The sequence below is a fragment of the Streptomyces sp. NPDC055189 genome (assembly GCF_053606765.1).
Genome location: NZ_JBSGSG010000108.1, coordinates 21,259 through 28,845, shown reverse-complemented (window position 1 = coordinate 28,845; position 7,587 = coordinate 21,259). Strand labels below are relative to the sequence as shown.

The 7,587-nt window shown below is 70.8% G+C and carries 9 protein-coding genes; 7 read left to right on the top strand and 2 right to left on the bottom strand.

Translation table 11 applies throughout. From position 1 onward, the window contains the following. Nucleotides 1–27: 27 nt before the first annotated feature. Nucleotides 28–741, bottom strand: a complete 714-nt coding sequence (locus ACWFR3_RS41695; RefSeq protein WP_453739938.1) for a hypothetical protein — start codon at nucleotides 739–741, stop codon at nucleotides 28–30. A gap of 294 nt (nucleotides 742–1,035) precedes the next feature. On the opposite strand from ACWFR3_RS41695, the gene ACWFR3_RS41690 reads away from it, so the two are divergent. From ACWFR3_RS41690 to ACWFR3_RS41665, 6 genes are all read left to right on the top strand, one after another. Then, nucleotides 1,036–1,686 (top strand): histidine phosphatase family protein, encoded by a 651-nt coding sequence (locus tag ACWFR3_RS41690; RefSeq protein WP_453739937.1) that lies wholly within the window; start codon nucleotides 1,036–1,038, stop codon nucleotides 1,684–1,686. Beyond that, the gene (locus tag ACWFR3_RS41685; RefSeq protein ID WP_453739936.1) at nucleotides 1,683–2,267 is read left to right on the top strand and encodes a TerD family protein; all 585 of its coding nucleotides are present in this window, start codon (nucleotides 1,683–1,685) and stop codon (nucleotides 2,265–2,267) included. The genes ACWFR3_RS41690 and ACWFR3_RS41685 overlap by 4 nt, the downstream gene beginning before the upstream one ends. A gap of 144 nt (nucleotides 2,268–2,411) precedes the next feature. Continuing rightward, on the top strand, nucleotides 2,412–3,317 hold the full coding sequence (locus ACWFR3_RS41680) for a TIGR03619 family F420-dependent LLM class oxidoreductase (protein WP_453739935.1): 906 nt from the start codon (nucleotides 2,412–2,414) through the stop codon (nucleotides 3,315–3,317). Between the two features lie 97 nt (nucleotides 3,318–3,414). After that, nucleotides 3,415–4,068 carry a hypothetical protein gene (locus ACWFR3_RS41675; RefSeq protein ID WP_453739934.1) on the top strand — a complete coding sequence of 218 codons (654 nt, stop codon included), beginning with the start codon at nucleotides 3,415–3,417 and terminating at the stop codon, nucleotides 4,066–4,068. A 59-nt stretch (nucleotides 4,069–4,127) separates the two neighbouring features. Then, nucleotides 4,128–4,550, top strand: coding sequence for an acyl-CoA thioesterase (locus tag ACWFR3_RS41670; protein WP_453739933.1), 423 nt, complete (start codon nucleotides 4,128–4,130; stop codon nucleotides 4,548–4,550). Between the two features lie 80 nt (nucleotides 4,551–4,630). After that, nucleotides 4,631–5,443: an SAM-dependent methyltransferase gene (locus ACWFR3_RS41665; RefSeq protein WP_453739932.1), complete on the top strand. Its 813-nt coding sequence runs from the start codon at nucleotides 4,631–4,633 to the stop codon at nucleotides 5,441–5,443. Between the two features lie 57 nt (nucleotides 5,444–5,500). On the opposite strand, the gene ACWFR3_RS41660 is transcribed toward ACWFR3_RS41665, so the two are convergent. After that, complete coding sequence (locus ACWFR3_RS41660; RefSeq protein WP_453739931.1) at nucleotides 5,501–5,890, bottom strand: winged helix-turn-helix transcriptional regulator; 390 nt, start codon at nucleotides 5,888–5,890, stop codon at nucleotides 5,501–5,503. A gap of 75 nt (nucleotides 5,891–5,965) precedes the next feature. Between ACWFR3_RS41660 and ACWFR3_RS41655 the strand changes: the two genes are divergently transcribed. Next, nucleotides 5,966–7,462, top strand: coding sequence for an MFS transporter (locus ACWFR3_RS41655; protein ID WP_453739930.1), 1,497 nt, complete (start codon nucleotides 5,966–5,968; stop codon nucleotides 7,460–7,462). The last annotated feature ends 125 nt before the right edge of the window (nucleotides 7,463–7,587 follow it).

Sequence of the window (7,587 nt, the reverse complement as noted above, 5' to 3'; positions counted from 1 at the left end):
GCCGATGGTCGTACGAGGGTCCCGCGTCTAGGGCCGGCCGGCGCGGCACTGCTGCTTCTCCGCGGCGGTCATCTTCCCCGTGCGCTGGTAGACGCGGCTCGCGGGCGCGGCGGCGGGGCTGTCGACGATGACGTCGATGCGGAAGGGCGGCGCGTCGGGCCCCGCGGCGCGGAACGATCCGTAGACCCGTTTGCGGGCGGGCCGGACCTCGACCCAGGACGTCTCGCCGGGCTCGATGTCCACTTCCACCGTGCTCTTCTCGGACCTGGTCCAGGTCCACCCACCCGCCTTGGCCTCAAGCGCCTTGTCGAACTGCTCGGCCATCGCGCTGGTGGCCCTGGGACGAGCCAGCGTCCGGTGCGGGAACAGGCCGTCCTGCGCCTGGTTGACGCTGTCGAACGCGTCGTCCCGGAAGCTGACGGTCCGCTCGCGCTCCAGCGTGTCGCGGGTGCAGTTGGAGTACGCCTCGCCGATGACCCGCGCCTTCTCGTAGTACGCGTAGGTTCCCGGGTCGGCGGTGAACGTGCAGGCGTCCGGCCCGTTCTGGCAGTAGGCGACGGCCTCGGCGAGGTCGGCGTCCTTGTCGTCGAGGAACGCGGTGGCGGCGGGCAGCGCCGTCTTGGGAATGGTCTTGTCCACGGGCGGCGGCGCATCGGCACCGGCGGGCTGAGATGCCAGCGGCAGCCCCAAGGCCGTGCAGGCGGCGAGGACGGCGGTGGCCGTACGCGGCGAGAACTTCACGGTTCGCACTCCCTGATCAGCGGCCCGCATGATGCGGACTCTCGTCGTGATCATGAATGCGGCGATCCGCACGGGGCAGGCAACCTGCCGACCGGATCACCCGGAAGGGGACGCCCGGTGGGCAACTGAGCACCGGTGGGCAACTGAGCAGCCGGGTGCGGCCCCGGGCCCGGTGGCCGGGGGCCGCGGCACGCGTGTGACGAACGGCGGCGTAGCTTGGGCAAAGTCGTGACATTGGAGCAGGATCGGGAGACATGACCACCGAAGCGCGCATTCCCACCACTGTGATTCACCATGGGTGACCTGCTCCTCGTCCGGCACGGCGAGACCCAGTGGTCCCTGACGGGGCAGCACACCAGTTGGACCGAGATCCCGCTCACCGAGAACGGCAGGGAGCAGGCCGAAGGGCTCGCACCGCTGATCGGGAGGTTCCGGATCGGGGCGGCGTTCACCAGCCCGCGGGAGCGGGCCCGCGAGACGGCGGAGCTGGCCGGATTCCCGGTCGCCCGCGTCGATCCCGACCTGAGCGAGTGGGACTACGGGGCGTACGAGGGGGTCACCACGGTGGAGATCCACCGCACCCGCCCCGACTGGTACCTCTTCACGGACGGAGTGGCCCCGGGCCCCGCCGAGCACCCCGGTGAGACCCCGGAGCAGGTCGGCGAGCGGGCCGACCGGATGCTGGCCAAGGTCGACGCGGCTCTCGCCAACAACGAGGGCAGCGTGGTCCTCTTCGCCCACTCCCATTTCCTGCGGGTCCTGACGGCCCGGCGCCTCGGACTGCCCGCGTCGGGAGGTGCGCTGTTCCAGCTGGCGACGGGGACCGTCTGCCGCCTCAGCACGGAGCACGGACGCCCGGTGGTGGCGAGCTGGAACATCCGCCCGCAAAACCAGGCACACTCTGTCCCATATAGCTCTCTCACCACCAAGAAGGATCACGAATGATCACGCTCAAGAAGGAAGACGGACCGGCTGACCTCGGCGGAGTGACCCACCTTTCCATAGGGGTGTCCTGGGACCCCACCGTCGGCAGCAGCGGCGGCCTGATGGGCAAGCTCCGCCAGAAGGCCGGCACGGACCTCGACCTGATCGCCATCGCGATGGCGGGCGCGGACCCGGTGCGCCTCGCCGGTCTCGACTCCCTCGACCCGCTGGGCAACGGCTCGCTGCTGCACAGCGGGGACAACCAGACGGGCAAGGGCGACGGCGACGACGAGACGGTGACCGTCGAGTTCGCGCGCGTGCCGGACAACATCACGTCCATCGTGTTCGTCGCCGCCGCGTACAAGAAGCGCAGCGCCTTCCAGAACGCGCGCAACATCAGCTTCAAGGTGTACGACGCCACGGGCGGCACCACCCAGCAGGTCGCCGACATCTGGCCGAGCCTGCTCACGAACGACAACGGCTGCGCCGTGGCCAAGGCGATCCGGGACGGCGGGAGCTGGAAGCTCCAGGTCATCAATGAGACCGGAAAGATCAAGCAGGGCGACGAGCAGGCCCTGATGCGCTTCGCGATGAGCAAGTAGCCGGTGTCCGGGCCGGCCGGTTTCCCCGGTCGGCCCGTCGCGGCGGCCGGTTTCCCCGGTCGGCCCGCTCGCGATCCTGTCGCTGCCCGGTCCGGTGGCCCCCCGGTTCGACACGGGCCCCGAAGATCATCAAGACTTGCCGCCATGCGATACGGCGTTAACCTCCTCAATTTCGGCTCCGGCACCACCCCGGACTCCCTCGTCCGGCAGGCGACCGACGCCCGTGACCTCGGGTTCGGCTTTGCGATGATCTCCGACCACATCACGGTCACCCCTGACGTGCACTCGGTCTATCCGGCCCCGTTCTACGACCAGTTCGTGCTCGCCGCCCACCTCGCGGGCCGCGTACCGGGGCTGCGGCTCGGCACCACGATCACCGTGATCCCCTACCGCCACCCGCTCCAGACCGCCCGCCTCGCCGCCAACATCGACCAGCTGAACGACGCCGGGTTCATCCTCGGCGCCGGTGTCGGCTGGTCCCGCGCCGAGTACGAGGCCCTCGGCGTCCCCTTCGACGAGCGCGGCGCCATCACGGACGAGTACCTCACCGCGATCCGCGCGTCCTGGGCCGAGGAGACCACCTCGTTCCAGGGGCGCTACGTCTCCTACGAAGGCATCCACAACGCTCCCCTGCCCGCGGCGCAATTGCCCGTCTGGGTGGGCGGCAACTCCCCCGCGGCCCAGCGCCGCGCGGCCCGTCTAGGCGAGGGCTGGCACCCGTTCATGCCGACGCTCGACGTCCTGCGCGATGCGCTGCCCCGCATCGCCGCGGAGGCCGGGGCCGCCGGGCGCCCCGTGCCGGACCTGGTGCCCCGCCTCCAGCTCCGCCTCGCCCCGCAGCCGGACACCGCGGAGCGCCCCCTCGGGCACGGCAGCGTCGACCAGCTCCGCGCCGACCTGGAGACACTGGCCGGGCTCGGCGCCACGGACGTCCTGCTCGACACCTACCCCGGCACACCCGGCGAGCGCGGCACCGCCGACGACGACCGGCGCACGCTCGAACTCGTCGCCGAGAAGGTGGTCGACCCCGCCACGGGCACCATTCGCTGAATCGGCGCCCGGCCGGCATCCGGCGTCCCGCGGCCGTTGTCAGTGGCACGAGGCACTATCGGAACCAGGCAGCATGACCCGGGGAAGAGGTGAGCTCATGACGAAGCCTCCGACGGCCGCCCAGCGGCGGATCATCGAGGCCGCGGACCCGGCGACGGGCCGTCTCACCGGAAGCGAGGCACAGCTGGCGTCACTCGTGCGCCACCGCCTCGCCTTCCGGCACCCCCGGCCGCCGCACGCCTATTTCCTGACGCCCACGGGTCATCGCGTACGGGAAGACGCCGCGAGCGGCCGCGCCACCGACGCGCCGGGCGGTGGTACGGGCCCTTCCCCGGCCGCCCCCGCCGACTCCGGCCTCTTCGCCGCCCGCACCGGCGCCGAGCCGATACCGCCGCCCGGTGCCGGGAGCCCGGCCCGGGCACGTGAGGTGCGCAGCGCCTGGGAGGGGCTCCTGGAGATGCGCCGCATGACCAATCCCGACGGCGCGCGGGACCGCCCTTGCGGCTGGGAGCGGGCGCATCTGGTGCAGGCCGCCGCGCTGGCCCTGGAGGCCGCGGGCTGCCCGCCCGGGCCCGGGGGATATCGGGTGGGCGAGACGCCGCAGCCCGAGGCCGTCGCCGTGCGCGACGCGGCGCCCGACGGGCTGCGGGCGTGCGCGACGGCGCTGGAGGCCGCGGGATGGCAGGTCAGCGAACACGCCGAGCGGCCCCGTGACGCGCGGTATCTCCTCGCCTCGCCCCGCAGGGGCTAGGCAGCAGTTCGTGAAGTGATGTGAAGCAGCAGCCGTGCCGAACCGTTGGAAGGAATGTCGTGGCGGAGCCCTTTTCCGTGAGCATCAGCGTCCGTGGGTATGAGACCGACGCCCAGGGTCATCTCAACCAGGCCGTCTATCTGCAGTACGCCGAGCACGCCCGCTGGTCGGTGCTGCGCGCGGCGGGCATCGAGCAGGCCGATCTGCTCGCCAAGGGGGTCGGCCCGGTCGCCCTGGAGAACACCATCCGCTACTTCAGCGAACTGCGCGCGGGTGACGAGGTGGACGTGACCTGTGTCTTCCTCTGGGGCGAGCGCAAGACGTTCCGCATCCAGCAGCTGATCCTCAAGAAGGACGGCACCAAGGCCGCGGAACTGCACTCCGTCGGTGGCCTGTTGGACCTCGGCGCACGGCAGATGGTGGCAGACCCGCGCGAACACTTCAGGGCGCTGGCCGACGATCCTGCCGTGATCGGCCTCTGAGCGGCGGTCCCGGGAACTAGATTGGCAGGTGATCGTTCTTTCAAGTAACCAACAGGCCCGCTCACTCACAGGAGGCCCCCGTGTCGGAGCAAGACCCCCAAGCCGAGGCGGCCGCGGACATACGCGCGCGCATCGACACCAGCACGCCGCACTCCGCGCGCTTCTGGAACTATTTCGTGGGCGGCAAGGACAACTACGAAAAGGATCGCGAACTCGGCGACTACATCAAGGGGATCCACCCCGGCCTCGTCGACGTGGCGCGCCTGAGCCGTCTGTTCCTCGGCCGCGTGGTCCGCCATCTGGCGACGGAGCAGGGCGTCCGCCAGTTCCTGGACATCGGTACGGGCCTGCCGACCGCCGACAACACGCACGAGGTCGCCCAGCGCGCGGCCCCGGACGCCCGCATCGTGTACGTGGACAACGACCCGCTCGTCCTGGCCCACGCCCGCGCGCTGCTCACCAGCACACCCGAGGGCGTCACCGCGTACATCGACGCAAACCTCTACGACCCCAAGGCGATCCTGAAGGCCGCGAGCGCGACCCTGGATCTCTCCCGGCCGGTCGCGCTGATGATCCTCAACACCCTTGGTCACGTCACCGATTACGAGCAGGCGCGCGATCTGGTGTCCCAGCTCATGGCGGGCCTGCCGTCCGGTAGCTATCTGGTGATCAGCGACGGCACGGCCACCAGCACGGGCATGATCGCGGCATCGGACGCGTACAACAAGAGCGGCGCCATCCCGTACCACGTCCGCAGCATCGAGGAGATCGGCGGCTTCTTCGACGGTCTTGAGCTGGTGGAGCCGGGCGTTTCCCAGGTCACCCGGTGGCGCCCGGAGACCGAAGACACGACGCCGGTCGACGCGTACGGAGCGGTGGCCCGCAAGCCGTAACCGCCCCCTCCGACATGGGACTTCGGGGGCTGGTGCAGCCCGGTACCTGATACCGGCCTACACCAGCCCCCGCTTCTCGTCATAGTCCGCCCGCGACTGTGCGATCGTCACCCGGTGCCGCTCCGCCCACCCCGTCAGGGTCAGCAGCGTGCCGTGCAACTCCTTCGCCACAGGCGTCAGTTCATACTCGACCTTCGGCGGCACCGTCGGAAACACCGTGCGCGTGAGCAGGCCGTCGCGCTCCAGGTTCCGCAGGGTAAGGGTCAGCATGCGGCGGCTGATGCCCTCGATGCTGCGCTCCAGTTCGGTGAAGCGGATCGGGCCGTGGGCCGCCGCGACCAGGATCGGGATGCTCCATTTCCCCACCACCCTGTCAAGAACTTCCCGCAGCGGGCACGCCTGCGCGTTCACCACCTGCGCCGTTACACCGGTGTTCCCTTGGGACATCGAAGTTCCTCCTTCTCCCCGACTTCATGGTCACGCACGATGAGGCCCGTTACAAGTCGTGCACCTATGCAGTTCATGGAGGTTTTCATCGTGTCCGATGCCCATGTTCCCGAGGCCGGGGACCGGCGCGCAACAGCACGCTCCCGCCGGACGTCGCTCGCCGTTCTGTCCTCTGGCCTCCTGATGACGATCATCGACGGCAACATCGTGACCGTGGCGATGCCCGCCATCCAGAGCGACCTCGGCTTCTCGGCACCGGGCCTGGCCTGGGTGGTGAACGCCTACCTCATTGCGTTCGGCGGTCTCCTCCTCCTCGCGGGACGGCTCGGCGATCTCATCGGTCGCAAGCGGATGTTCGTCTCGGGTCTCGCCGTGTTCACCGCGGCGTCCGCGCTGTGCGGAGTCGCCACCGACCAGGGCCTGCTGATCGCCGCACGCGCCGTGCAGGGTGTCGGCGGGGCGATGACCTCGGCGGTCGTACTCGGCATGCTGGTGGCACTCTTTCCCGAGCCGCGCGAACAGGCCAGGGCCATCGCGGTGTTCAGCGCGGTCGGCGCGGCGGGCGGCGCGATCGGCACGTTCCTGGGCGGCGCGCTCACCGAGGCCCTCAACTGGCACTGGATCTTCCTGATCAACCTGCCGATCGGGGCCCTCGCGCTCGTCGCGGCACTGCGCGTCCTTGCCGACGACCGCGGCACCGGCCTGGCCGGGGGCGCCGACTATCCGGGCGCGGCGCTCATCACCGGCGCGCTGATGCTCACCGTCTACACGATCGTCGGCTCCGCCGGGCACGGGACGCCCGCCACCCTCGCGCTCGCCGCACTCTCCCTCGCCCTGTACGCCGCCTTCGCCCTGCGCCAGGCCCGCACGGCGCGCCCCCTGGTGCGCCTGCGCGTCTTCCGCTCGCGCACACTGACCGGCGCCAACGCCGTGCAGATCCTGATGATCGCGGGCATGTTCGGCTTCCAGTACATCGGCGCGCTCTACTTCCAACGGGTGCTCGGATACGGCGAGTTGAAGACCGGTTTCGCGTTCCTGCCCGCCCCGGTCATCATCGGCGTCCTGATGCTGGGCCTGTCGGCCAGGGTGATCGGCCGCTTCGGCCCCTACCGGTCGCTGCTCGCGGGCCTCGTCCTCATCACGGCCGGCCTCGCCCTCCTCGGCCGCCTGCCCGCCGACGGTTCGTACGTCGTGGACGTACTCCCCTCGATGCTGCTGCTCGGCTCCGGGTTCGCGGCGTCGATGCCCGCGGTGACGGGGCTCGCGATGTCCGGGGCGCGCGAGGAGGACGCGGGACTGGCCTCCGGTCTCTTCAGCACGACCCAGGTGGTGGGCGGTTCGCTGGGTCTTGCCGTCCTGACCACGCTGGCGGCGAGCCGCACGGAGGGCCTGCTCGCGGACGGCGGGCAGAGCGTGGCGGCGGCCACGGCCGACGGGTACCGCCTCGCCTTCTGGGTGGCCACGGGCATCGCGGCCGCGGGCTTCGCCCTGGCCGCGGCCCTTCTGCGGCCGGGACGGGAGGCGGGAGCCATCGCCGTCGAGCGGGACCACCGCGAGCCGACGATGGTGTGAATCCACGCGTTGAACCAGTTCAGGGACAGTGCTTGCCTCACGGCGGCCGGGCCACTACGGTCCGGCCAGTCGCGGATCTACGCGCGTCATACCCCCCGAGAGCACCGAGCGAGCACCACCCGCGA

What these genes read in the sequence shown, in the direction of transcription:
- ACWFR3_RS41660 (WP_453739931.1), bottom strand. Translation starts at nt 5,890, where the DNA reads ATGTCCCAAGGGAACACCGGTGTAACGGCGCAGGTGGTGAACGCGCAG.
- ACWFR3_RS41655 (WP_453739930.1), top strand. Translation starts at nt 5,966, where the DNA reads ATGGAGGTTTTCATCGTGTCCGATGCCCATGTTCCCGAGGCCGGGGAC.
- ACWFR3_RS41675 (WP_453739934.1), top strand. Translation starts at nt 3,415, where the DNA reads ATGACGAAGCCTCCGACGGCCGCCCAGCGGCGGATCATCGAGGCCGCG.
- ACWFR3_RS41685 (WP_453739936.1), top strand. Translation starts at nt 1,683, where the DNA reads ATGATCACGCTCAAGAAGGAAGACGGACCGGCTGACCTCGGCGGAGTG.
- ACWFR3_RS41690 (WP_453739937.1), top strand. Translation starts at nt 1,036, where the DNA reads ATGGGTGACCTGCTCCTCGTCCGGCACGGCGAGACCCAGTGGTCCCTG.
- ACWFR3_RS41680 (WP_453739935.1), top strand. Translation starts at nt 2,412, where the DNA reads ATGCGATACGGCGTTAACCTCCTCAATTTCGGCTCCGGCACCACCCCG.